Origin of the sequence: Micromonospora sp. NPDC050980 (genome assembly GCF_040653835.1) — a bacterium.
GTDB lineage: Bacteria > Actinomycetota > Actinomycetes > Mycobacteriales > Micromonosporaceae > Micromonospora.
This window is the reverse complement of the sequence record NZ_JBFAGS010000013.1, coordinates 1-22,779: the sequence shown is the minus strand read 5'-3', so window position 1 is coordinate 22,779 and position 22,779 is coordinate 1. Positions and strand designations below refer to the sequence as shown.

Here is a 22,779-nt window from a genome sequence, read left to right as displayed (position 1 = left end):
CACCTACGACGTCGACGGTGCGGCGGCTGGACCCTCCGCCCGTCGGGGCATACAACGGACAGGTGCTCACCATCCGCCGGGAGGAGCCGGGCGACGCCGAGGCGATCGCCCTCGTGCACATCCACGGCTGGCAGGCCGGCTACGCCGGGATCATGCCGGACGAGGTGCTGCGCCGGCTCAACCCGGCCGCCTGGGCGCAGCGCCGCCGCGACCTCGGCACCGCCGACCCGGAACACCCGTTCACCACGCTGGTCGCCGAGGCACATGGCGTGATCGCCGGCTTCGCCACGTTCGGGCCCTACCGGAACAACCAGGACCGCGGCGACCTCGACCCGGCGTACGGCGAGCTGCTGGCCATCTACCTGGAGCCGGCGCAGTGGGGCTCGGGCGCCGGCCGGGCGCTGCTCACGGCGGCCCGGGCCGGCCTGGCCGAGCGGGGGTGGACGGAATATCGGCTCTGGGTGCTCGCCGACAACGCCCGGGCCCGCCGCTTCTACGAGCGGGCCGGGCACTCACCGGACGGCGAAGAGTCGACCTACCCGGTGCCGCGGCACGGCGGGCTCGACCCGGTCGTCCTGCGCGAACTGCGCTACACCGCCCGGCTCGACGACGGAACCGGCTGACCCGTCCGGCCGGTCCACGGCCCCCCGGCCGCCGCCGGTGGGCGTCGCCCCGCCCCGGATCGGCAGGCCCAGCAGCAGCGCCAGGCTGATCCAGACGTAGGTGTTGCTGCCGAGGAAGCCGTCCACCCCGGTGAAGTCCTTCTCCCAGGCCCAGACGATGCGGCTGCACAGCAGCGCGTACCCGATCAGCGCGGCGGCCAGCAGCACGCGGCGCCGGCGGCTCCGCGCGGGCGCCGCCGTGCCGTGGTCGACCAGCAGGATCAGGCCCGGCAGCAACCAGACCAGGTGGTGCACCCAGGTGACGGGGCTGACCAGGCACATCACCGCACCGGTCAGGGCCAGGCCGGCGGCCTCGTCACCGGCGGCCCTCGCGGCCCGGCACCGCCAGCCCCACCCGACGAGCGTGGCCAGCACGAGCACCAGCCAGGCCAGGGTGCTCGGGTGCTCCGGGTCGAGCCGCGCCACCACCCCGCGCAGCGACTGGTTGGAGACGAACGCCAGCTCACCGACCCGGTCGGTGTTCCACAGCGCCGCGGTCCAGAACTCCCGGGACGCGTCCGGGAAGAGCGCGGCGGCCACCAGCGTGGCGGCGGCGGCCGAGCCGACCGCGGTGGCGGCGGCCCGCCAGCGGCCGGTCACCAGCAGATAGACGATGAAGATGCCCGGGGTCAGCTTGATCGCGGTGGCCAGGCCGATGCCCACGCCGGCCCAGCGGCTGCCCGCCGGCAGCAGCCGGAGCAGGTCCGCCGCCACCAGGAACAGCAGCAGCATGTTGACCTGGCCGAAGTTGACCGTCTCGCGCATCGGCTCGTACGCGGCGGCCAGGCAGAGCGCGACGGCGAGGGTGAACCAGCGGGTCCAGCCGGCGCGGCGGGCGACCGGGTCCAGCAGCCACCAGATCACCACGGCGCTGGCCAGCACCGTCGCCGTCACGCTCACCGCGATCACCACACCCCACGGCAGGTACGCCATGGGCAGCATGAGCAGCGCGGCGAACGGCGGGTAGGTGAAGCCGTACTGGGTGTTGGGCCGGAGGAAGTCGTAGATCTCCCCGCCGTCACGCGCCCAGTAGGTCAGCGCGCCGTAGTAGACCTGAAGGTCGAAGAAGCCGTGCCGCACCGCCGCCACGGCGAGGAACACGGTGACCGCCGCGGCGAGCGCCGCCACGGCGACGACCTGCGCGGCCGTCCGCCCGGCACCCTGCGCCACCGTCACCCTCCTCGCCCTGCGTAGGCTCACGTGCCATGGCTGAAGGCTACGTCCGCCCCGCGCGTCCCGAGGACGTCGCCGAGATCGCCCGCATCCAGCTCGCGACCTGGCGGGTCGCGTACCGCCGGATCCTGCCCCGGCACGTGCTCGACAACCTGGACGAGGCGTACCTCGCCCGGCGGTGGGCCGCGGCGGTGCAGGAGCCGCCCTCGGGCGCGCACCGGGTGCTGGTCGCCGTCGAACAGGCCGCGCAATCCTATCTGGTGGGGTTCGCCGCCTCCGGTCCGGCCGACGCCGAGGCACTCGCCCCGGGCGAGCCGGCGGACGCGCTCACGGCGGGCGTGGCGGCGGTGACCGACCTGCTTGTCGAGCCCCGCTGGGGCCGGCGCGGGCACGGCAGCCGACTGCTCGCCGCCGCGGTGGAGCACTGGCGCGCGGACGGCTTCGACCGCGCGCTGGCGTGGGCGTTCGACGCGGACGCGGCGACCCGCGCGTTCCTCGCCTCGACCGGCTGGGAGCCGGACGGCGCGACCCGGGCGCTGGACGTGGACGACATGCTGGTCCCCCAGCTCCGGCTGCACGTGGCGGTGCCACCGGAAGTCGTGCCGGCGCAGCGTTGAGTTTCCGCCCGGCCGCCGGTCACCCCTTGTCCGCGCCGTCGTTGGCGCCGCGCACGAAGTAGCGCTGGAAGATCACGAAGAGCACCGCGACCGGGATGGTGGCCAGCAGCGCCGCGCCGAGCTTCAGCGGATACTGGGTGCCCGAGCCGAGTGAGCCGCTGACCAGGTCGGCCAGGCCGCGGGGCAGCGTGAACAGGTCCGGGTCCTGCACCGAGACGAGGCTGTGCGGGAACTCGTTCCAGGAGCCCTGGAACGACAGGATGGTCAACGTGATCAGGGCCGGCCGGGCCATCGGCAGCACCACCGACCAGAACGTCCGGAAGACCCCGGCGCCGTCGATCCGGGCCGCCTCCTCCACGCTGACCGGCACCGACTCGAAGAACTGCTTCATGATGAAGACGCCGGCCGCGTCGGCGAGCAGCGGCACGACCAGGCCGGCGTAGCTGTCGTAGAGGCCGAGCTGGTTGAGCACCAGGAACTTCGGGATCAGCAGCACCACGCCGGGCACCGCCATCACCGCGATGACGGCGGCGAACAGCCCGGCCCGCCCCCGGAACCGCAGCCGGGCCAGCGCGTAGCCGGCGAGCGAGTCGAAGAACACCCGGCCGAGCGTGACCAGCACGGTGACCAGCAGCGAGTTGCCGAGCCAGAGCGGGAAGTTGGTGCCGGCGAAGATCCGCTCGAAGCCGGCCAGGGTGAGCGGGTCGGGCCACGGCGAAAGCGGGTTGGCCGCCGCGTCCGGCTCGGTCTTGAGCGAGTTGCCGAGCTGGATCACGAACGGGTAGAGGTAGACCAGCCCGAAGAAGACCAGGACGGCGTACCCCAGGAGGCGGTTGACCCGGGCCCGCGGCCCGCGGTCGGCGCGGCGCGCGACGGGCGCCGGCCGGTCGGTCAGCACGGCCATGTCAGGACCCCTCCGGTACGCGTCGCCGCCACCACCGGCCACGCCGGGGGCCGTCCCGGTCGGCCATCAGCCGGCGCTGGAACAGGGTGAGCAGGATGATGATCAGGAACAGCACGAACGAGATGGCCGCGCCGGAGCCGTAGTCGAAGTCCCGGAACGCGGTGCGGTACGACAGGTACGCCGGAGTGAGCGTCGTCTTGGCCGGGTTGCCCTGGCTCATCACGTACACCTGGTCGAAGACCTGCCAGGAGCCGATCAGTCCGAGCGTGACCACCAGGAACGTGGTGGGCTTGAGCAGCGGGAGGGTGACGTACCGGAACCGCTGCCAGCGGCTCGCCCCGTCGAGCGTGCTGGCCTCGTCGAGCGCCACCGGCACGTTCTGCAACGCGGCCAGATACATCAGCATGAACGTGCCCGAGGTGGTCCAGATGACCAGGCAGATGATCGACGTCATCGCGACGCTCGGCCCGGAGAGCCACTCCCACCAGCTCAGCCCGAACGGGCCGCCGGAGGCCAGCGCCGCCGGCGCGCTGTCGACGCCGAACGCGCCGAGCAGCAGGTGCAGCACGCCCCGGCCGTCGGCGAACCACTCCGGCCCGGTGATGCCGAGCAGGCCGAGCAGCCGGTTGACCGCGCCGGAGTTGGCGAACAGGAAGAGGAACACCACGCTGATCGCGACCGAGCTGGTGACCGAGGGGAAGTAGAACGCGCTGCGGAAGAAGCCCTTCCCCCGGAGCAGCCGGTTGTTGACCACCAGGGCGAGACCGAGCGCGAGCGCGGTCTGCACCGGCACCACGATCCCGACGTAGTAGACGTTGTTGCGGATGGCGGTCATGAAGTCGCGGCGGGCGAGGCCGTCCTCGGCGAACAGCCGACTGTAGTTGTCCCCGCCGACGAACGGCACGTCGCCGGTGAACGGGCTGCCCTGGCCGTTCCAGCCGGTGAGGCTCACCCAGAGCGCCATCAGGATCGGCAGCAGCAGGAAGAGCCCGAGGATCACGATCACCGGCGCGACGAAGAGCCAGCCGGCGACGTTCTCGTTGCCGCGGATGCCGCCCCGGTGGCGGCGTGGTGGGCGGGCCGACGCGGTGCCGGGCGTGGTGAGCGTGTCCGTTGCCATTCCCTCCTCCTTCGCTCGGGGGAGGTGGAAGGAGGGGCCCCTTGTTAACACCCGTCTGTTAATAGGGGGCCCCTCCTCACACCTCAGCCGCCGAGCGCCGCCTTGGCGTTCTTGTCGAAGTTGGCCAGGATCGTCTTCGGGTCGCCGGTGGCCAGGCCCTGCAGGCCGGCCTCCAGGTCACGCAGCACGCTGTCCATCTTGGGGGCGTTCACCGGGCCCTGGGCGTACTCGACGCCGTCGATGAACGGCTGGTCCGCCGGGAAGGCGCTGGTGTACTGGTCGCGCACCGACTGGCGGGACGGCATCACGCCGAACGCCTTGGCGAAGGCCATCTGCTGATCGCCGGCGGTCATCGCCTCGACGAACTTGATCGCCTGCTCCTTGTACTTGGACTTGGCGGCGACGCCCCAGCACTGGGTGAAGGAGAGCGTGCCCTTGCCCGCCGGGCCGGCCGGCAGCGGGGCGACCTTGTACTTCACGTTGGGGAAGTCGTTCTGCAGGGCACCCTTGATCCAGTTGCCCTCGATCGTCATCACGGCCTTGCCCTTGCCGAACGCCTCACCGGCCCAGCCGGAGTCGAGCTGCTTCGGGTACTTCGCGTAGCCGTTGGTGAGCAGCGACTTGACGTACTGGAGGGCCTGGACGTTCTCCGGGGTGTCCGCGGTCGGCTGCTTGCCGTCGTCGCTCATCAGCCAGCCGCCGTTCTGCACCAGGAACGCGCCGATGCGGTCCCGGGTGTCGCCGAGCGCGAGCGCCACCTGGCCCTTCGCCTTGATCTTCTGGCTGACGGCGGTGAGCTGGTCCCAGGTGGTGGGCACGTCCGCGTCGGTCAGGCCGGCCTTCGCCCAGAGGTCGGTGTTGATCTGGAGCGCCAGGGTGGAGAAGTCCTTCGGCGCGCAGTAGAGCTTGCCGTCGTAGGTGAACGTGGTGCGCAGGCTCTCGTAGAAGTCGTCGGAGTTGCTGATCTTGTCGCCGTACGGTTCCAGGGCGCCGACGCTGGCGTAGTCGGCGAAGCGGGCCGCGTCAACGTAGAACACGTCCGGCGGGGTGCCGCCGGCGAGCGCCTGCCCGAGCTGCTGGGTGAGGTCCTGCGCCGGGGTGACGGTGGCGCTGTTGCCGGAGGAGCCGGCCCACTTGGCGGCGGCGTCCTTGACGGCCGTGGTCTCGGCGTCGCCGGAGGAGCCGATCAGGATCTGGAGGCTGGCCGGGCCGCTGGACTGCTCGGTGTCGGCCGAGTCGTCGAAGCCGCTGCCGCAGGCGGCGGAGCCGAGCAGCGCCACGGCGGCGAGGCCGGCCACCGCGGCCCTGGTGAGCGTGCGAGGTGTCATCTGTTTCTCCTGGTGGGGGATGGGGTCACGCCGAGTGCCGGAGCACCAGCGAAGGGTTCAGCAGCAGTCGGGGGTCGCGTCGCTGCCCGTCGAGCAGCCCGGTGAGCAGCTCGACGCAGCGGGCGGCGGCCTCGCCGAGCGGTTGGCTGACGCTGCTCAGCCCGACCGCGGCGGCCACCGGGGTGTCGTCGAAGCCGATGACGGCGAGGTCGGCCGCCGCGTCGCGGGCGGCCTGCCAGGCGCCGAGGGCGAGCGAGTCACTGACGCAGAGCACCGCGGTCGGCGGCGCGTCGAGGGCGAGCAGCGCGCGCGCCTCACGCTGCCCCTCGGCGATGCCGTCCTCGGTTTCGCGGTCCGGTGCGGCGTCGTGCAGGCCGACCTCCGCCATCGTGGTACGCCAGCCGGCGCGCCGGTCGTCGCCGACGCCCGAGCCGGCGGGCCAGCCGACGAAGGCGATCCGCCGGTGGCCGGCGGCGAGCAGGTGCCGGGTGGCCTGGGCGGTGCCGGCGGCGCCGTCGACGTCCACCCAGGGGTGCGCCTCGGGGGTGTCCCAGGGCCGGCCGAAGGTCACGAACGGCACCTGCCGCTCGGCCAGCCACGCGGTGCGCGGGTCGCCGTGCTTGGTGCCGGTGAGCACGAACGCGTCCAGGTCGTACGCGCCGAGCAGGTCGTCGTAGGTGGCGATCTCCTGCTCGTCGCCGCGGGCGGTGTAGAGCAGGACCCGGTAGCCGGAGGCGTCGGCGGTCTCGGTGAGGCCGTGCAGGAAGCGGTCGAGGACCGAGCCGTTGATGCCGTCGCGGGTGGGTTCGATGCGGACCGCGATGAGCCGGGACCGCCCGGTCCGCATCTGCCGTGCGGCCTGGTTGGCCCGGTAGCCGAGCGCGGTGATCGCCTCGTGCACCCGCCGCCGGGTGTCCTCGCGCACGATGTGTGGCGCGTTGAGCACGTTGGAGACGGTCTGCCGGCTTACCTGGGCATGCCGCGCCACCGTGGCAATGGTTACCTTTTCTCCCACGAAATCCCTCTCGCCGCCTTGAACGATCCAATGCTGATGGGGCAGGATTAGATCGTTCAAAGTTTCTGGAATGTTTCGCACTGTGCACCCGGTCGCGGCCATCTGTCAAGACGTCCGCGGCCACCCGATCAGCACCAGGAGTCACCCGTGACCGATCGCCACCTGCAACCGCTGCTGCACGACCTGGTCGGCGTGGCGCACGCCCCCACGAGCACGTTGGGCGACGCGGCCGGTCAGCTCCGGGCGCACGGCGTGCAGGGCGTCTTCCACGCCGACGCCCGGGTGCTTTCCCGCGCCGAGCTGCGCCTCGACGAACGGGAGCCGGAGCCGATCGGGCATGGCGCCGCCGGCCCGCACGGTGCCCGCTTCGTCGGCCTGGCCCGCTGGCTCGGTGACGCCGTTCCCGACCCGACCGTCCGGGTCGAGCGCACCCGGCAGGCCGGCCCGCGTGGTCTCACCGAGGAGATCGTGGTGTCCTCCACCGCCGCCGACCCGGTGCGCGCCACCGTCACCGTCGACCTGGCCTGCGACCTCGCCCCGATCGAACAGGTGAAGGTCGGCCAGCCGGGCACGCCGCTGGCCGCCGAGTCCGGTGGGCCGGGCCGGGTGCGGTGGGTCGCCGACGGGCTGACCGTCACCGTGACCGGCGAGGACGCCACCGTCGACGCCACCGGCGAGCGGGCCGCCGCGCCGCGGCTGAGCTGGCCGGTCAGCGTCACCCCCGGCAGCCCGGCCACGCTGCGCTGGCGGCTCGCCGTCACCGACCCGCGAGCGGTGGTGACCGCCGCACCGCCGGACGCCGGCTGGGCCGAGCCACGGGTCGACGCCGACGACCGCCGCCTGGTGCGGCTGCTCGACCGCTCCCTGGCCGACCTGCGCGGGCTGCGGCTGGCCGAACCGGCCCACCCGCAGGACGTCTTCCTCGGCGCCGGCGTGCCCTGGTTCCTCACCCTGTTCGGCCGGGACAGCCTCTGGGCCGCTCGGATGATGCTGCCGCTCGGCACCGAGCTGGCCGCCGGCACGTTGCGGGTGCTGGCCCGCCGGCAGGGCAGCCGGGTCGACCCGGCCACCGGCGAACAGCCCGGCAAGATCCTGCACGAGTTGCGCCGGCACGAGTTCGCCCCGAACGAGGGGCTCCGGCTGCCGCCGGCCTACTACGGCACCGTCGACGCGACGATGCTCTGGGTCAGCCTGCTGCACGACGCCTGGCGCTGGGGATTGCCCGCCGACCAGATCGAGCCGCTGCTGCCGCACCTGGAGGCGGCGCTGCGCTGGCTCGGCGAGCACGCCGACGCCGACGGTGACGGCTTCGTCGAGTACGTCGACACCACCGGCCACGGCCTGGCCAACCAGGGCTGGAAGGACTCCGGCGACGCGGTGCGCTTCCACGACGGCCGGCTGGCCGCGCCGCCGATCGTGCTGGCCGAGGTGCAGGGGTACGCGTACCGGGCCGCGACGGACGGAGCGGACCTGCTGGACGCGTTCGGCCGCCCGGGCGCCGATCGCTGGCGCGGCCACGCCGAGCGTCTCGCCGAACGGTTCCGGTCCACGTTCTGGGTCGACGGCCGCCACGGCCCGCAGCCCGCGCTGGCCCTGGACCGCGACAAGCGTCCGGTGAACTCACTGACCAGCAACATCGGCCACCTGCTCGGCACCGGACTGCTGTCGGACGACGAGTCGGCCCAGGTCGCGGCGCTGCTGTCGACCGAGGCGATGGCCGGCGGCTTCGGGTTGCGCACCATGTCCGCCGACGACGCCGGGTTCAGCCCGCTGTCGTACCACTGCGGTTCGATCTGGGCGCACGACACCGCGATCGTGCTCGCCGGGCTGGCCCGCGACGGGCACCGGAAAGCGGCGCTACGCCTCGCCGACGGTCTGCTCGCCGCCGCCGAGGCGTTCGACTACCGGCTGCCCGAGCTGTACGGCGGCGACGACCGGGCGACGCTGGGCCGGCCGGTGCCCTACCCGGCCGCCTGCCGTCCGCAGGCGTGGTCCGCGGCGGCGTCCGTGCTGCTGCTCCAGGCCGGTCTGGGTGTCTATCCCGACGTGCCGAACGGCCGAGTCGACCTGCGTCCGCTGGCCGGCCCGGAACTGGGCGCGCTGAGCGCCGCCAACCTGCGCATCGCCGGCACCCCGGTCACCGCGGCGGTCGACCACGCCGGCCACCCCACCCTGAAGGACCTCCCCCCCGCCCTCAAGCCCGCCCACATCCCCACCCCCCGCACCCCCCTCTCCCCCGCACCGATGCGTCGATGATGAAGTTGGCGGCCTTGTGGATCTCCCCCACTGCGGTCGATCAAGGAGTTTGTGCCGTCCCGGCGGCCCAGGGTTGACGCAAACTCCTTGATCACGGGTCAGGACGGGAGGAGTTCGGCTACCAGTTCGTCGTCCTCCATGGCTCCCGTGGGGTGGAAGCCGAGGGAGATGTAGAGGGCTGCCGCCGCGGTGTTGTCGGGGTGGTAGCTCAGGCGGATCGGGTGACCGGCCTCGGCGAGCCAGCCGGTGAGCGTGCGCACCGTGGCGCGACCCAGGCCCCGGCCCTGCTCGGCGGCGTCGATCACCATGCCGCCGATCCAGCGGGAGCCGTCGTCGTCCACACCCCACATGACGTGCCCGACCACGTTCTCGCCGGCGTAGACGGCCAGCGAGTTCCAGACGTCCGAGTGCGCGGTCAGCAGCAGGTAGCGGGCGGCCAGCGCCGCCACGAAGGCGCGCTGGTCGTCGCGCGGCGCCACGTCGGCCACCGGCCGCCAGTTGTCGTCGCCCACCGGGCGCAGGGTCACCCGGCGACCGAGGCGGTCACGCTCTCCAGAGTCGATCATGACCGCCAGCCTAGGACCACCCCCACCCGCCGACCATCCATTTCACCGAGCCGGGGCGGCAGGCGGGTTAGGCGGGGCCCCCTGTTATGCGGAATGCGTTAACAGGGGACCCCTCCTTACGCGCGGGCGGCGTGGTCGAGGTACGGGCGAGGGTCGCCGGCGCCAAGGTCGGTGACACCGGCGCTGCGCAGGGCCCCGATGGCCAGGGTCCGGCGCACGGCGGCGAAGGTGATCACGTGGCCGATGGTGCCGCCGAGCGTGTGGGTGGTCGGGGGCGCGCAGGTGGTGTCGACGAAGGTGTCCGCCAGGGAGCCGGCGGCCAGCGTCCGGGCCACGAACGCCCGCCAGTCCCGCCCGGCGACGGCGTGCCGGGCGGCGAGACCGCGCACCGACCGGTCGCTCTCGTCGGGCCAGTCGCCACCGCGCAGGGCGGACAGCCAGTGCTCCTCCTGCGTGACCATGGCGTTGATCAGCGAGCGGAGGGTCGGCTGCTCGTCGATCGTCTCCACGGACACGGTGACAGGCTGGTCGAGCACCCGCTCGTCGAGGCCGCCGGCGCGGTCGATGATCGCGGTGAGTGTCTCGACGTGGTGGTCGACGAGGTGTTGGAGAACGTTCATCGTGGTCTCCTGACGCGCGGCCGGCAGCCGCAGGCCACCGGGCGGTTGGAAGTGGACGCCGCTGGGGCAGGGCAGCTCCAGCTCGCGGAAGGTCAGCGGCCGGCGCCGCCGGACCGCGGTCGGGACGAAACCGTACGACCGCTGGAAGGCGCGGGTGAACGCCTCGTGCGAGCCGTATCCGGCCTCGACGGCGATGTCGAGGACGGTCCGGTCGCTGGTGACGAGCCGGTGCGCCGCCCGTTCCAGGAGCAGTCGCCGGCGCAGCGCGCCCGGCGGCTCGCCGGTGGCCGCGGCGACCAGCCGGTCGAAGTGGAACCGGGACAGGTGCGCCCGGGCGGCCAGCCCCGCCGGGCCCGCCGACGGATCGTCGAGCGCCGCTTGGAGGACGTCGAGGAGGATGGTGAGTCCGTCGTTCCGGTTCATGCGCCCAGCCTGCACCCGGCGTGGCCGGTGCCGCTTGACCGCCGTTGCGCACCTACGGACCGCCGAGCCCGGTCGCGGACGTGTTAGGAGGGGCCCCCTGTTATGCAGAATGCGTTAACAGGGGGCCCCTCCTTACGCACAGTCAGTCGAGCAGGGCGTCCAGGCCGACGGTCAGACCGGGCCGGCGGCCGACCTCGCGCACCGCCAGCAGCACGCCGGGCATGAACGAGGCCCGGTCGTACGAGTCGTGCCGGATGGTGAGCGTCTCGCCGGTGGTGCCGAACAGCACCTCCTGGTGGGCGACCAGACCGGTGGCGCGCACCGCGTGCACGCGTACCCCGTCGATGTCGGCGCCGCGGGCGCCGGCCACCTCGTCGCGGGTGGCGTCCGGCGCGGGGCCGAGCCCGGCCACGGCCCGGGCCGCCGCGATCAGCCGGGCGGTGTGGGTGGCGGTGCCGCTGGGCGCGTCCAGCTTGCGCGGGTGGTGCTGCTCGACGATCTCGACGGACTCGAAGTGCCGGGCCGCGCGGGCCGCGAACTGCATCATCAGCACCGCGCCGATGCCGAAGTTGGGGGCGATCACCACGCCCACGCCGGGCCGGCCGGCCAGCCACTCCCGCACCTGGTCCAGCCGCCGCTCGGTGAAGCCGGTGGTGCCCACCACGGCGTGGATGCCCCGCTCGACACACCAGCGCAGGTTGTCCATGACGGCGTCGGGGGTGGTGAAGTCGACCACCACGCCGGCGTCGGCGACCGCGTCGAGGGCGTCGCCCTGGTCGACGGCCGCGACCAGTGCCAGGTCGGACGCGGCGTCGACCGCCTTGCAGACCTCCATGCCCATCCGGCCCCGGGCACCCAGCACGCCGACCCGGGCCACCTCGGCCGGGTCCTTCTCCCGCACGTCAGTCACGGGGCACAACCTATCCCAATCGGGACGCGCCCCACCGGGCGGACCGGTCAGCGACCGACGGTGAAAGCGCCGGAGTCGAACGGGCCGACCACGGCCAGCGACATCGGCCGGGCCAACAGCTCGGCCGCCAGGCCGTTCACGTCGGCCAGGGTCACCGCGTCCACCCGGGCCAGCAGCTCGTCGACGGGCATCAGGTTGCCGTAGAGCAGCTCGCCCTTGGCCAGCCGGCTCATCCGCGACCCGGTGTCCTCCAGCCCCAGCACGAAGGAGCCCTTGCTCATCCCCTTGCCCCGCGCCAGTTCGGCCTCGGTGACGCCGTCGGTCGCCACCCGGGCCAGCTCGGCGCGGGTCAGGGCCAGCACCTCGTCCACCTTGCCGGGCGCGCAGCCGGCGTAGACGGCGAACACGCCGCTGTCGGCGTACTGGCTGGCGTAGGAGTAGACCGAGTAGGCGAGCCCGCGCTGCTCCCGGATCTCCTGGAACAGCCGGCTGGACATGCCGCCACCGAGCACGTTGTTGAGCACGCCCAGGGCGAAGCGCCGGTCGTCGGTGCGGTCGATGGCCGGGCAGCCGAGCAGCACGTGCGCCTGCTCGGTCTCCTTCGGCTCGACCAGGGTGGCGGCCGGCTGCGTGCGTACCGCCGGGGTCCGCGGGCGGTGCGGCGCCGGCGCGGCCGGGTCGGTGTCCAGCGGGGTGCCGCGCAGCGCCTGCCGGACCAGCTTGACCACGGCGGCGTGGTCGAGGTTGCCGGCGGCGGCGATGACGATCTGCGGCGCGGTGTACCGGCTGCGGTAGAAGCCCTGGATCTGCCGCCGGGTCATCGGCGTGACCGTCTCCTCGGTGCCGGAGATCAGCCGGCCCAGCGGGTGGTCGCCGTAGACCGCGCGGGCGAACAGGTCGTGCACCTCGTCGCCGGGCTCGTCGTCGTGCATGGCGATCTCTTCGAGGATGACCCCGCGCTCGGTCTCCACGTCGGCGGCGGCCAGCACCGAGTCGGCGACCGCGTCGCACATGACGTCGATGGCCAGCGGCAGGTCCTCGTCCAGCACCCGCGCGTAGTAGCAGGTGTATTCCTTGGTGGTGAACGCGTTGGTCTCGCCGCCCACCGCCTCGATCTCGGCCGAGATCTCCAGCGCGCTGCGCTTCTTCGTGCCCTTGAAGAGCAGGTGTTCCAGGAAGTGCGCGGCGCCGGCCTGCGGCCCGTTCTCGTCCCGGGAGCCGACCGCCACCCAGATGCCGAACGAGACGCTGCGCATCGCCGGGATCGCCTCGGTGAGCACCCGAAGCCCGCTGGGCAGCACGGTGCGGCGGACGGTGCCGCCGAGCGGGTCGTCGCTGAGGGTGCGGGTGACCGCCCGTGCCGGGGAGGACGAACTCACGACAGACCTGCTCTCCGTGCCACGAAGGGTGGGTGGGACGAACGACGGCCCCAGTCCGCAGCGCGACCTGGAGCCGTGGGCCGGCCCGGGCGACGCGCGTGCGTCACCCGGGCCGGTCGGTGATCAGCTGTGCCGGGTGCGGCGACGCGGCCGGTCGCCGCCCTCGCCACCCTCCGAGCGGCGCTCGCCGCCACGGTCGCCGCCACGGTCACCGCGCGGGCCACGGTCGCCGCCGCGGTCCCGGCCGGCCGGACGCTCGCCGCCGGCGGCCTCACCGGCGGCCGGTGCCTCGGCGCCCTCCGGACGGATCTTGTCCAGGTAGATCTTGCCGCGGGCGTCGATGTCCGCGATCTCGACCTCGACCTTGTCGCCGACGTTGAGGAAGTCCTCGACCTTCTCGACCCGCTTGCCGTCGCCCACCTTGGAGATGTGCAGCAGGCCGTCGCGGCCGGGCAGGAGCGAGATGAAGGCGCCGAACGCGGCCGTCTTCACCACGGTGCCGAGGAACCGCTCCCCCACCTTCGGCAGGGTCGGGTTGGCGATGCCGTTGATCCGGTCCACCGCGGCCTGGGCCGACGGGCCGTTCGTCGCGCCGACGTAGATGGTGCCGTCGTCCTCGATGGAGATCTCGGCGCCGGTCTCGTCCTGGATGGCGTTGATGGTCTGGCCCTTCGGGCCGATCACCATGCCGATCTTGTCGACCGGGATCTTGACGGTGGTGACCCGCGGCGCGTAGTCCGACATCTCGGCCGGCGCCTCGATGGCCCGCTGCATCACGTCGAGGATCGTCTGCCGGGCCTCGTGCGCCTGCTGGAGCGCGGCGGCCAGCACGTCCGACGGGATGCCGTCGAGCTTCGTGTCGAGCTGCAACGCGGTGACGAAGTCACGGGTGCCGGCGACCTTGAAGTCCATGTCGCCGAACGCGTCCTCGGCGCCGAGGATGTCGGTGAGCGTGACGTATTGCGTCTTGCCGTCGACCTCGTCGGAGATGAGGCCCATGGCGATGCCGGCGACCGGCGCCTTCAGCGGCACACCGGCCGAGAGCAGGCCCAGCGTCGAGGCGCAGACCGAACCCATCGAGGTGGAGCCGTTGGAGCCGAGCGCCTCGGAGACCTGCCGGATGGCGTACGGGAACTCCTCGCGCGACGGCAGCACCGGGATCAGCGCCCGCTCGGCCAGCGCGCCGTGACCGATCTCGCGCCGCTTCGGCGAGCCGACCCGGCCGGTCTCGCCGGTGGAGTACGGCGGGAAGTTGTAGTTGTGCATGTAGCGCTTGCGGTTCTCCGGGGAGAGCGTGTCCACCATCTGCTCCATGCGCAGCATGTTCAGCGTGGTGACGCCCAGGATCTGGGTCTCGCCGCGCTCGAACAGCGCCGAGCCGTGCACCCGCGGCAGCACGCCGACCTCGGCGGTCAGCGGGCGGATGTCACGCGGGCCGCGGCCGTCGATGCGGACCTGCTCGCGCAGCACCCGGTTGCGGACCTCGGACTTGGTCAGCGAGCGGAAGGCGGCGGACAGCTCCTTCTCGCGGCCCTCGAAGCGGCCGGTCAGTTCCTCGGCGACCTTGGCCTTGATCCGGTCCAGGGCCTCCTCGCGGTCGGCCTTGCCGGCGATCTTCAGGGCCTCGGCGACCTCGGCGCGGGCCACGTCGGCCACCGCGTCGTACGCGTCGTCCTGATAGTCCAGGAAGACCGGGAACTCGCTGACCGGCTTGGCGGCCACCTCGGCCAGCTCGCTCTGCGCCCGGCACAGCTCACGGATGGCCGGCTTGGCGGCCTCCAGGCCGCTCGCCACGATCTCCTCGGTCGGCGCGGTGGCGCCGCCGGAGATCAGGGTCACCGCGTTCGGGGTGGCCTCGGCCTCGACCATCATGATCGCGACCTCGCCGTCGGCCAGGGCGCGGCCGGCCACGACCATGTCGAAGGTGGCGCGGGCCAGCTCCTCCAGGGTCGGGAAGGCGACCCACTGGCCGTCCACGTGCGCGACCCGGGTCGCCCCGATCGGGCCGGAGAACGGCAGGCCGGAGAGCTTGGTCGACATCGAGGCGGCGTTGATGGCCACCACGTCGTACGGGTGCTGCGGGTCGAGCGCCAGCACGGTCTCGACGACCTGGACCTCGTTGCGCAGGCCCTTGACGAACGACGGGCGCAGCGGCCGGTCGATCAGCCGGCAGGTGAGGATGGCGTCCTCGCTGGGCCGACCCTCGCGGCGGAAGAACGAGCCGGGGATGCGGCCCGCGGCGTACATCCGCTCCTCGACGTCGACGGTCAGCGGGAAGAAGTCGAACGACTCGCGCGGCTGCTTGCCGGCGGTGGTGGCGGAGAGGACGACCGTCTCGCCGAGTTGGGCGACGACGGAGCCGGCGGCCTGCCGGGCCAGCCGGCCGGTGGAGAAGGTGATCTCACGGGTGCCGAAGGACCCGTTGTCGATCACGGCGGTGCGGGATTCGGTGCCGAGGTTGGTCTCGGTCATGTGCTGTGGTGCTCCTTCGCGTCGTCGGCCGACGACACGGGAACTGCTCAGGCGGCCGGTCTTCGATCGAAGCGCCCGGGTGGGCCGGCTTGTCGCCGGGATTCCCGGGGGCCACTACCGGAGACCGGTGCTGACCGGCTCCCTCTCGGGTCGTCGCGCGGCCGGGTTCTTCTGGTGGTACCGGAACGGGGGAGCGGCGCAGCGGCCACTCCCCCGTCAGGTCATCGGCGCAGGCCGAGCCGCTCGATGAGCGACCGGTAGCGGTTGATGTCCTTCTTCTGGACGTAGTTGAGCAGCCGGCGGCGCCGGCCGACCAGCAGCAGCAGCCCACGGCGGCTGTGGTGGTCGTGCTTGTGCACCTTCAGGTGCTCGGTGAGCTCCGCGATCCGCTTGGTCAGGACCGCGACCTGCACCTCCGGCGAACCGGTGTCGCCCTCGGCGGTCGCGTACTCCTGGCGGATCTTGGCCTTGGCTTCCTGGTCGAGCGCCATGTTCTCCCTGTTTCGTGGGTCGTTCGGTGAGGTCTGTCGGAGCGGTCGTGGTGACCGGTGCGACAACCCGGTTCCTCGCACCCGCGGCGTCGTGCAGGCACGCGAGGCCCCCGTCGGTCAGCCGACGTCACGGCCAGCCTACCAGCCCCGCCCCGGGACGGCTGGCGTGCGGTCAGGACACCGCCCGGCGGGTCCGCTCCACGTCCTCGGCGATCTGGGCGACCAGCGGCTCGATCGCGTCGTACGTCCGCTGCTCGCGCAGGTGCGCCACGAAGTCCAGGGCCAGCCGCTCGCCGTACAGGTCGCCGCTGAAGTCCAGCGCGTACGCCTCCACCCGGCGCTCCCGCCCGGAGAACGTCGGGTTCGTGCCGATCGAGACCGCCGCCGCGAGCGGTTCGCCGCCCCGGCGCACCAGCCGGGCCGCGTACACCCCGTCGGCGGGCACCGCGGCGTAGCGGTGGGTCAGCAGGTTGGCGGTGGGGTAACCCAGCTCACGTCCGCGCTGGTCACCGCGGACCACCACGCCCTCGACCCGGTGCGGACGGCCCAGCGCCGCCGCCGCCGCGCGCACGTCGCCCGCGTCGACGCAGGACCGGATGTACGTGGACGAGAAGACCGTGCCCGCCTCGGCGACCAGCGGCGCGCCCTCCACGCCGAAGCCGAAGGTGCGGCCGAGCCGCTCCAGCAGGGCCACGTCGCCGGCGGCCCGGTGCCCGAACCGGAAGTTGTCGCCGACCACCACCAGCGCGGCGTGCAGGTGCTCGACCAGGATGTCGTGCACGAACGCCTCGGCCGGCAGCCGGGAGAACTCGACGGTGAACGGCACCACGCAGAGCACGTCCACGCCGAGCGCCTCGATCAGCTCCGCCTTGCGGGCCGGTTCGGTGAGCACCGCCGGGTGCGAGCCGGGTCGCACCACCTCGGCCGGGTGCGGGTCGAACGTCACCACCACCGACTTGACGCCCAGCTCGCGGGCCCGCGTCACGGTGTGGCCGATGGTCGCCTGGTGCCCCTGGTGCACGCCGTCGAAGACGCCGATGGTGACCACCGAGCGTCCCCAGCCGCCGGGCGCCGCCTCGTACCCCCGCCACCGCTGCATGCCGTTCCTCCCCTGTCCGCCCGCGCGCCGTCAGGCCGGGGCCAGGACGATCTCCGCGCGGGCCCGCCCGTCCCGCTCGCTGACGATAGCGATCAACCCGCCGGCCGGGTCGAAGACCGCGTACGGCCCGGCGATCCCGGCCGGGTCGAGCGGGCCGCCGTGCGACAGCGTGCGCGCCTGCGCCTCGGTCGCGTCCCGGCGCGGGAAGAACCGCTCGGCGGCGGCGTCCAGCGGCAGGTTCACCACCTCCGGCGCGCGTTCTTCGAGCTGCGCCAGGGTGGCCGCCTCGGTCAGGTCGAAACCGCCGACCGCGGTGCGGCGCAGCGCGGTGAGGTGGCCGCCGACGCCGAGCGCGAGGCCCGCGTCCCGGGCGAGGGCCCGGATGTACGTCCCGGACGAGCAGGTCACGTCCACGTCCACGTCCACCACGTCGGGCAGGTCCCGGCGGATCTCCCGCACGTCCAGCCGGGACACGGTGACCCGGCGGGCCGGCAGCTCGACCGCCTCCCCGTCCCGGACCCGCTTGTACGCCCGCTCACCGTTGATCTTGATGGCGCTGACCGCACTCGGCACCTGGTCGATCTCGCCGGTGAGCGCGGCCAGCACAATACGCACCGCGTCGTCGGTGACCGTGCCGGCCGGCGTGCTCGCGACCACGTCACCCTCGGCGTCGTCGGTGACCGTGGCCTGACCGAGCCGGATCGTGGCGGCGTAGCTCTTGCCCGCGCCGATCACGTAGGTGAGCAGCCGGGTCGCCCGCCCGACGCCGATCACCAGGACTCCGGTGGCCATCGGGTCCAGCGTGCCGCCGTGCCCCACCCGGCGGGTCCGGGCCAACCGCCGGATGCGGGCCACCACGTCGTGCGACGTCATGCCGCCGGGCTTGTCGACCACGATCAGACCGTCTGCGCTCACGACCGCCAAGCCTGCCAGACGGCGGTGATCAACCCTGCGGGGGATACCGCCCCGCCCCGCTCCGATGCCAAGATCATGCGCCCTTGTCCCGCCGCCCCGGGAAGCCAGATGACCGACCACCGCCCCACCCCCCAGCCCGACTCCGCCGACCCGTTGTCCGCGGACGCCCTCGGGCGGGTCCCCGATTGGCTCCGCCAGGCCGCTCCGGAAGCCGAGCCCGGCCGCCTCGTACGCTGGCGCATCGCCCTGGGGCGGCACTCGGGCAAGCTGCTCGGTGGCGCGGTCGCTCTGGCGCTGCTCGCCTGCTTCGGGCTGGTCGGCACGGCCGGCTACCAGGGCTTCCAGCGCCGGCGGGCGGCCCCGGTGGCCCACCCGACGATCAGCCCGCCGAGCGGGGAACAGGCCGTCACCTCGGCGTCGCCGCCACCGGCCGCCGGCCCGTTCGACGGCACCCCGGCCGCCGGTTTCCCGCCGGGCACGGCCGGGATCGCGCTGCCCCGGGCGAAGCGCACCGGCCCGTTCACCGCCAAGCAGGTGACCGACGCGCTGGCCAGGGTGCGCAAGGCCCTGGTGACCGGGCGGCTGGACCGCGCGTTCCTCGCCGCGCAGGACCCGGAGCGGTTGGTCCGCCAACTCGCGCCCGACGCCCGGAACGACCTGCGGGAGGACTTCCGCGCCGGCACTGCGGGCAGCTACGCCACCCGGCTCGCCCCGGGCGCCCGGCTCACCGCCGACCAGCCCCGGGTCAAGGGGCGGATCAGCTACCGGACCACCAGGGACCCCCACGGCATCCGGATCCTGGAGATCACCTCCAACTTCGTCTGGGCGTACGCCTTCCGCACCGAGAGCGCGGTGCCGGCCGCCGATGTGGTGGTGGTGCACGACACGGTGGTGTGGAGCGTGCCGCACCCCGACGACGTGCGCCCGAACTCCACCGGACTGTGGATCAGGAAGGCCGACTCGTACGCCTTGAACATCGACTGCGCGGCCTGGGACAAGGGCCTGCTCGGGCTCGGCCGGCCGTCGTTCGGCGGTCCCGCCGAGCCGGACCCGGACCCGGACGCGGTCTTCGACCCGGACAAGACCCTCGACCTGCCGGACACCTGCTGACCCCGCACCGCGCGACCCGTCCCTTCCCGCACGACCCCGTCCCTTCCCGCACGACCGACAGGGAACGCCATGAGCACCGCTCCGCCGACCGGGCCGCACCGCGCCCGGGTTGACGGAATACGTCTGGATGTACGCCTTCGACGTGCCTAGGACGACGCCGGGTCGGGCCGGAATCGCCACCATCCGGGACCGGGTGGTGTGGGAGGTCCCCCGGCCGAAGGGACTGCCCGCGGCCGAGCGCGGCCTCTGGCTCGTCTCCGCGGAGGCGACCACCAGCAACGCCGACTGCGCCCGGCTGGGGGAAGGCTTCTTCGTCGTCGAGCCGTGGATGGGCGGCCCAGGGTCGTACCAGCCCTGCTGACGGGCGTCAGCGGACCGCGCCGATCACCACCCAGGCGCCGGAGCGCAGCCGCAGCAGCAGCGCGATCAGCCGCAGCACCACGAACAGCGTCAGCCCGGCCCAGATGCCACCCAGCCCGAGGTCGAGGCCGTAGGCCAGCCAGATCGCCGGCAGGAACCCGCCGAACGCGGCCACGATGGTGAGGTTGCGCAGGTAGCGCACGTCGCCGGCGCCGATCAGCACCCCGTCGAGGGCGAACACCACGCCGCCGATCGGTTGCAGCGCCACCAGCCAGGGCCACGCCACCATTGCCTGCTCGCGTACCAGCGGGTCGGAGCTGAACAACGACGGCACGGCGGCGGCGCCGGCGGCGATCAGCACCGCGAACGCCACGCCGCACAGGCCGCCGAGCACTGCGACGCGGCGGGCGAGGAACCGCGCGCCGGCCGCGTCGCCGCCGCCGAGCGCGGCGCCGACCAGCGCCTGCGCGGCGATCGCGAGGGCGTCCAGCACCAGTGCGGTGAAGAACCAGAGTTGTACGGCGATCTGGTGCGCTCCGACCGCGGCGGCGCCGAAGCGGGCCGCCACCGCGGTCGCCGACAGGAAGCTCGCCTGGAAGGCGACGCCGCGCACGAGCAGGTCCCGACCGAGCACCAGTTGCCGCCCGATCACGAACGGCCGGGGCCGCAGGGCGACCCGCTCGCGCACCAGCGCGGCGGCGAAGAGCCCGCCGGAGAGCGTCTGCGCGACCGCGTTGGCCACGGCGGAGCCGACCAGACCGAGCCCGGCCGGGTAGACGAGCAGTGGGCAGAGCACCGCGGAGAGCAGGTTGGGGCCGAGCACGAACAGCAGCGGCCGGCGGGTGTCCTGGATGCCCCGCAGCCAGCCGTTGCCGGCGGCGGCGAGCAGCAGGCCGGGCGCGCCGAGCGCCGCGATCCGCAGCCACCCGGCGGCGGCGTCGGCCACCTCGCCCGGACCGCCGGCGAGGGTACGCGCCAGCGCGCCCCCGCCGACGCCGATGGCGACCGCCACCAGCAGGCCGGCGGTCAGCGCGAGCCAGGACGCCTGGACGCCCTCGGCCACCGCGGCGGCCCGGTCGCCCGCGCCGAACCGGCGGGCCGATCGCCCCGTGGTGCCGTACGCCACGACGGTGCCGATCCACGCGGTGAGCGTCATGACCGTGCCGCCGACGGCGAGCGCGGCGAGCGGCACCCGGCCGAGGTGGCCGACCACCGCGGTGTCGACGAGGACGTAGAGCGGCTCCGCGGCCAGCACCACCAGGGCGGGGAGCGCGAGCGCGGCGATCCGCCGTGGCGAGACGGCGGTGGCGGGGGTGGCGAGGCTGCTCATCGCGCCGATCCTGGCACGCGGCCAGTAAGGGCCGCAACCCCTAGGGCTGCTTACCCAGCCCCGTCAGGAAGCGCGCCACGTCGCGCCGGCCGCGCAGCCGGCGCACCGGCAGCGTCGGGGCGTGGGCGGCGACGGCGCCGAGCACCCGGGGACGGGAGTGACGCGGGTAGCGCCAGACGTAGCGCAGGAGGTCGAGGTCGACGCGCTCCGGGCAGCCGTCGGGACGATCGGGCCGGGGCGCGGCGCGGTGGGCCCAACGGCGGCGCAGCACCCGGACCAGGCACCGCAGCCGGTGCGGGTCGCAGAGCACCAGCAGGTCCGCGCGGGGCAGCCGGAGATCGAGGGTGCTGGCGTAGTTGCCGTCCATCACCCAGGCCGGGCGGGCCGCCAGCGCGGCCACCTCGGCGCGGAACTCGTCGCCGGTAGGGGCGACCCAGCCGGGCCGCCAGTAGTGACGGTCGAGGTGAATCAGGGGTAGGTCGAGTCGCCGGGCCAGCTCACCGGCGAACGTGCTCTTGCCGGCGCCCGAGCTGCCGGCGACGAGGATGCGGCGCATCGGGTGACGGTAGCGCCGTTGCTGCGCGGCGCGGCGACGTCACCGACCCCGGCCGACGGGATGCCTGCTCGGTCCGGCTGGGGTCGGCGGCGAGCCAGTAGGTAGCCGCGCCGGCCTGGACGGCCGGTGCGGCGGTGACGCGGGCGGTGGGGTCGCTCACGATGCTGCGAACGCCCCGACCGGCCGGCGTCACCGCCGGACGGCCCGCGTCACTGACGGGTGTCCATCGAGGTCTGCAGCGCGCGACGCATCTGCTCGCGCGCCTCGTCGGTGGTGGTGTCGTTCTGCGGCTTGCGCTTGCTCGGCATGGTGTGTCCTTCCAGGGTGTGGGCCACCGGGGAGCGGCGGCCCTACGGGCACCCGGCGCTCTCCTGTTCGACGACGCGACGACCGCCGCGCCGCGACCGGAGTCGTCGGCCTGCTGCGCGCCCGGCAGCGGTCCGGGATCACCGGAGCGGCTCGCCTGGCAGCGTGAGCCCGGGTCGATCTGACCCTGGAGGGAGATGGCACCGGGTGCGGTGCCACCGCCCGTGACCAGCGCCGGGAAGCGCCGATCACTCACCCAAATTAACGTTCACTTTCCAGATACTGCCCACGGTTCCCGCAATGCGGACAGGGGAACCCCTTTTCGGCGGCGTCTCAGCGGGCGAGAAAGTGCCAGCCCAGCCACCACCAGAAGCCGAACAGACCGATTCGGCCCACCGGCACCGGCCCCACCTCGTATCGCATGACGAAGGCACAGACGTCGGCCAGGGACGGGATCCGCGAACCCTCCCGGCGAGCCGCCCACTCGACGGCCACGAACAGCAGCAGGGCGGTCAGGAAGCCGCCGACGGCCAGCGCGCGCATCACCGGCGGACCAGTCCCCAGAACGCGGCCAGCCAGGCGAACCAGGCCGCCGAGCGGGCCATGTGGTCCTCGAGCAGCGGATCGGCCAGCCGGGAGAACGTGGGAAAGTCGTCGCCGACGGAGAGCACGAAGGTCGCCCCCTCGAAGACCCCGAAGACGGTGACCGGCACCAGCCACCACAGCGCGGCCGACGGCAGCCGGCGCGGCGCTGGCCGCCGGGGAACCCGGTTGCTCAGGCCGACCCAGATCAGCCCTCCGCCGGCGCCGAGAATGTAGAGGTTCGCCGCGGTCGAGAACGACGGCAGTTGGCCACCGACCAGGGACAGGCAGATCAGCACCGGTACGGAGACGACCGGCCGGTCCCAGACCCGGGGCGCCTCGACGGTGAGCTCGGGGGGATGATCCATCACCCGATTGTCCCCAGCGTGACGTGCGGCGGAAAGACCGGCACGCCTCGTGAATACCCCGAAACGCCGAAAGGCCGGCACTCCCGTGCTTCGGGGTGCCGGCCTTCGGTGTGGTTCTCAGCTGTTCCAGTGCTGGTGGACGAGGTCGGTGGCCTGCTGCTCCCACTGGGCGTAGGCGTCGGGGTAGGCGGAGACCTGCACGGTCTGCGCGGCGTCG

22 protein-coding genes are annotated in these 22,779 nt (G+C 73.4%); 5 read left to right on the top strand and 17 right to left on the bottom strand.

Annotated elements, in window-relative coordinates; genetic code table 11:
- The first annotated feature begins 62 nt into the window (after positions 1 to 62).
- Positions 63 to 623, top strand: coding sequence for a GNAT family N-acetyltransferase (locus AB0H28_RS19925; protein WP_358041967.1), 561 nt, complete (start codon positions 63 to 65; stop codon positions 621 to 623).
- Here AB0H28_RS19925 and AB0H28_RS19920 read toward each other — a convergent pair.
- Positions 513 to 1,832, bottom strand: coding sequence for a glycosyltransferase family 87 protein (locus tag AB0H28_RS19920; protein WP_358041964.1), 1,320 nt, complete (start codon positions 1,830 to 1,832; stop codon positions 513 to 515). The genes AB0H28_RS19925 and AB0H28_RS19920 overlap by 111 nt on opposite strands.
- Positions 1,833 to 1,867: 35 nt before the next feature.
- Between AB0H28_RS19920 and AB0H28_RS19915 the strand changes: the two genes are divergently transcribed.
- Positions 1,868 to 2,452 carry a GNAT family N-acetyltransferase gene (locus AB0H28_RS19915; RefSeq protein WP_358041961.1) on the top strand — a complete coding sequence of 195 codons (585 nt, stop codon included), beginning with the start codon at positions 1,868 to 1,870 and terminating at the stop codon, positions 2,450 to 2,452.
- Between the two features lie 19 nt (positions 2,453 to 2,471).
- Here AB0H28_RS19915 and AB0H28_RS19910 read toward each other — a convergent pair whose 3' ends face one another.
- The 4 genes from AB0H28_RS19910 to AB0H28_RS19895 form a co-directional block, all read right to left on the bottom strand.
- Complete coding sequence (locus tag AB0H28_RS19910) at positions 2,472 to 3,356, bottom strand: carbohydrate ABC transporter permease (RefSeq protein WP_358041958.1); 885 nt, start codon at positions 3,354 to 3,356, stop codon at positions 2,472 to 2,474.
- A gap of 1 nt (position 3,357) precedes the next feature.
- On the bottom strand, positions 3,358 to 4,476 hold the full coding sequence (locus tag AB0H28_RS19905) for a sugar ABC transporter permease (protein ID WP_358041955.1): 1,119 nt from the start codon (positions 4,474 to 4,476) through the stop codon (positions 3,358 to 3,360).
- Between the two features lie 83 nt (positions 4,477 to 4,559).
- The gene (locus tag AB0H28_RS19900; RefSeq protein WP_358041952.1) at positions 4,560 to 5,804 is read right to left on the bottom strand and encodes an extracellular solute-binding protein; all 1,245 of its coding nucleotides are present in this window, start codon (positions 5,802 to 5,804) and stop codon (positions 4,560 to 4,562) included.
- A gap of 25 nt (positions 5,805 to 5,829) precedes the next feature.
- On the bottom strand, positions 5,830 to 6,792 hold the full coding sequence (locus AB0H28_RS19895) for a LacI family DNA-binding transcriptional regulator (protein ID WP_358041949.1): 963 nt from the start codon (positions 6,790 to 6,792) through the stop codon (positions 5,830 to 5,832).
- Between the two features lie 174 nt (positions 6,793 to 6,966).
- Here AB0H28_RS19895 and AB0H28_RS19890 point away from each other — a divergent pair, with 174 nt between their 5' ends.
- The gene (locus AB0H28_RS19890) at positions 6,967 to 9,075 is read left to right on the top strand and encodes a glycogen debranching N-terminal domain-containing protein (protein WP_358041946.1); all 2,109 of its coding nucleotides are present in this window, start codon (positions 6,967 to 6,969) and stop codon (positions 9,073 to 9,075) included.
- Between the two features lie 98 nt (positions 9,076 to 9,173).
- On the opposite strand, the gene AB0H28_RS19885 is transcribed toward AB0H28_RS19890, so the two are convergent.
- The 8 genes from AB0H28_RS19885 to truB form a co-directional block, all read right to left on the bottom strand.
- The gene (locus AB0H28_RS19885; protein WP_358041943.1) at positions 9,174 to 9,641 is read right to left on the bottom strand and encodes a GNAT family N-acetyltransferase; all 468 of its coding nucleotides are present in this window, start codon (positions 9,639 to 9,641) and stop codon (positions 9,174 to 9,176) included.
- 116 nt (positions 9,642 to 9,757) lie between these two features.
- The gene (locus AB0H28_RS19880; RefSeq protein WP_358041941.1) at positions 9,758 to 10,684 is read right to left on the bottom strand and encodes an AraC family transcriptional regulator; all 927 of its coding nucleotides are present in this window, start codon (positions 10,682 to 10,684) and stop codon (positions 9,758 to 9,760) included.
- 142 nt (positions 10,685 to 10,826) lie between these two features.
- The gene (dapB, locus tag AB0H28_RS19875; RefSeq protein WP_358041938.1) at positions 10,827 to 11,594 is read right to left on the bottom strand and encodes a 4-hydroxy-tetrahydrodipicolinate reductase; all 768 of its coding nucleotides are present in this window, start codon (positions 11,592 to 11,594) and stop codon (positions 10,827 to 10,829) included.
- A 47-nt stretch (positions 11,595 to 11,641) separates the two neighbouring features.
- Entirely contained in the window at positions 11,642 to 12,973 is a 1,332-nt protein-coding gene (locus AB0H28_RS19870; RefSeq protein ID WP_358041935.1) for a pitrilysin family protein, read from the bottom strand.
- A gap of 123 nt (positions 12,974 to 13,096) precedes the next feature.
- Complete coding sequence (locus tag AB0H28_RS19865; protein ID WP_358041932.1) at positions 13,097 to 15,445, bottom strand: polyribonucleotide nucleotidyltransferase; 2,349 nt, start codon at positions 15,443 to 15,445, stop codon at positions 13,097 to 13,099.
- A gap of 221 nt (positions 15,446 to 15,666) precedes the next feature.
- The gene (gene rpsO, locus AB0H28_RS19860) at positions 15,667 to 15,936 is read right to left on the bottom strand and encodes a 30S ribosomal protein S15 (RefSeq protein WP_013284678.1); all 270 of its coding nucleotides are present in this window, start codon (positions 15,934 to 15,936) and stop codon (positions 15,667 to 15,669) included.
- Between the two features lie 172 nt (positions 15,937 to 16,108).
- Complete coding sequence (locus tag AB0H28_RS19855; protein ID WP_358041929.1) at positions 16,109 to 17,035, bottom strand: bifunctional riboflavin kinase/FAD synthetase; 927 nt, start codon at positions 17,033 to 17,035, stop codon at positions 16,109 to 16,111.
- 30 nt (positions 17,036 to 17,065) lie between these two features.
- The gene (gene truB, locus AB0H28_RS19850) at positions 17,066 to 17,950 is read right to left on the bottom strand and encodes a tRNA pseudouridine(55) synthase TruB (protein ID WP_358041926.1); all 885 of its coding nucleotides are present in this window, start codon (positions 17,948 to 17,950) and stop codon (positions 17,066 to 17,068) included.
- A 108-nt stretch (positions 17,951 to 18,058) separates the two neighbouring features.
- Here truB and AB0H28_RS19845 point away from each other — a divergent pair, with 108 nt between their 5' ends.
- Together AB0H28_RS19845 and AB0H28_RS19840 are read left to right on the top strand one after the other, a co-directional pair.
- A complete protein-coding gene (locus tag AB0H28_RS19845) occupies positions 18,059 to 19,060 on the top strand; it encodes a hypothetical protein (protein ID WP_358041923.1) in 1,002 nt (333 codons plus the stop codon).
- Between the two features lie 109 nt (positions 19,061 to 19,169).
- Complete coding sequence (locus AB0H28_RS19840) at positions 19,170 to 19,421, top strand: hypothetical protein (RefSeq protein WP_358041920.1); 252 nt, start codon at positions 19,170 to 19,172, stop codon at positions 19,419 to 19,421.
- A 6-nt stretch (positions 19,422 to 19,427) separates the two neighbouring features.
- Here the strand turns inward: AB0H28_RS19840 and AB0H28_RS19835 are convergent, their stop codons facing one another.
- The 4 genes from AB0H28_RS19835 to AB0H28_RS19820 form a co-directional block, all read right to left on the bottom strand.
- Complete coding sequence (locus tag AB0H28_RS19835) at positions 19,428 to 20,750, bottom strand: MATE family efflux transporter (protein WP_358041917.1); 1,323 nt, start codon at positions 20,748 to 20,750, stop codon at positions 19,428 to 19,430.
- Between the two features lie 40 nt (positions 20,751 to 20,790).
- Positions 20,791 to 21,306, bottom strand: a complete 516-nt coding sequence (locus tag AB0H28_RS19830) for an adenylate kinase (RefSeq protein ID WP_358041914.1) — start codon at positions 21,304 to 21,306, stop codon at positions 20,791 to 20,793.
- A gap of 639 nt (positions 21,307 to 21,945) precedes the next feature.
- A complete protein-coding gene (locus tag AB0H28_RS19825) occupies positions 21,946 to 22,155 on the bottom strand; it encodes a DUF6186 family protein (protein WP_358041911.1) in 210 nt (69 codons plus the stop codon).
- Positions 22,155 to 22,562, bottom strand: a complete 408-nt coding sequence (locus tag AB0H28_RS19820; RefSeq protein WP_358041908.1) for a hypothetical protein — start codon at positions 22,560 to 22,562, stop codon at positions 22,155 to 22,157. The genes AB0H28_RS19825 and AB0H28_RS19820 overlap by 1 nt, the downstream gene beginning before the upstream one ends.
- Positions 22,563 to 22,779 lie beyond the last annotated feature (217 nt).